General features: G+C 69.6%; 1 protein-coding gene. It reads right to left on the reverse strand.

The annotated features are described in order from the left end of the window. Window positions 1–1,166, reverse strand: a 1,166-nt coding sequence (locus tag GGD89_RS19640) for an IS256 family transposase (protein WP_184049246.1), incomplete at its 3' end; no start/stop codon positions are given. Between the last annotated feature and the right edge of the window lie 36 nt (window positions 1,167–1,202).

Below are 1,202 nucleotides of genomic sequence, written 5' to 3' on the forward strand. Positions count from 1 at the left end.
TTTTCCATGTTGATGTAGACGCGGTCGGTGGTGGCCCAGTCCTCGTCGATCTCGGCGAGGACGGCGGTGACGAGGCGCAGCAGCGAGGCCTCGTTGGGAAAGACGCGGACCTTCTTGGTCCGGCGCTTGATCTCCTGCTGAACGGCCCGCTCGATCGGGTTCGACGTGCGCATGCGGCGGCGGTGCGCCTTCGGCAGGGTGAAGACGGCGAGTCCCTCGGGGACGTTCGCCTCCATCCACTCGGCGAGCCTCGGCGCGGCCTTGCGGTAGCTCTCGGCCAGGGCGGCCCGCTCGGCCTCGGCGGCCTGCAGGTCCCTGGCGTTCCAGACGGCGCGCAGCTCCTCGCCGATGCGCTTGCGGATGGCGAGCGTCGGGGCGTGGTGGATGGCGTTCCGGGCCAGGTGGAACTGGCAGCGCTGCCATGTGGCGCCGGGCAGGACGGCCCGGCGCGCCGCCCGCAGGCCGGCATGGTCGTCGCTGACGATGAAGTCCACGCCGCGCAGGCCGCGGTCCACGAGGTCGTTCAGGAAATCGCGCCAGTGGACCTCGGCCTCGGACAGGGCCGCCGAAACACCGAGAAGGCGCCGCCGGCCGTCGGGCGCCACGCCGATGGCCGACAGGATGGCCGCGTCGCGGACAATGCCGCCGTCGCGGACCTTCTCGTACCGGGCATCGAGGATCAGGTATGTCACCGGGTCGAGCCGGCGCGTGCGCCAGGCCTCCAGTTCGTCGTCCAGCAGGGCGGCGGCGCGGCTCACCTGCGTTGATGACAGGCTTTCCAGCCCGAATTCCTTCATCACCTTGGCGGCGTCGCGGGTGGAGACGCCCTGGACGTACATCTCGGCGATCGCCAGCATGATGGCGCGCGAGGAGCGGCGCCCCCGCTCCAGGGACTGCGGGAAGAACGGCTCGTCGCAGCCCCGGCTCTTGGGCACCTGCACGGTGACGGTGCCGGCGGGCGTGTCGACTTTCTTCGGCTTGTAGCCGTTGGCGTAGCCCTGGCGCGCGTTGCTGCGCTCGTAACGGCCGGCGCCGAGGTGCTGGTCGCGCTCCATCCGCATCGCGAGATTGAAGAGCGCGGTGAACGCTTCGGCCATGCCCTCCGGGCCGGTCTGGATGAGCTGTTCCATCAGCGCGGCGATAACCTTACCCTGGGTGTCCTGCATCCGGTTCCTCTTTTTGGCGATTGAGAAAGCCGGAAT

This window comes from Roseospira visakhapatnamensis (assembly GCF_014197915.1).
Taxonomy (GTDB): Bacteria; Pseudomonadota; Alphaproteobacteria; order Rhodospirillales; family Rhodospirillaceae; genus Rhodospira; species Rhodospira visakhapatnamensis.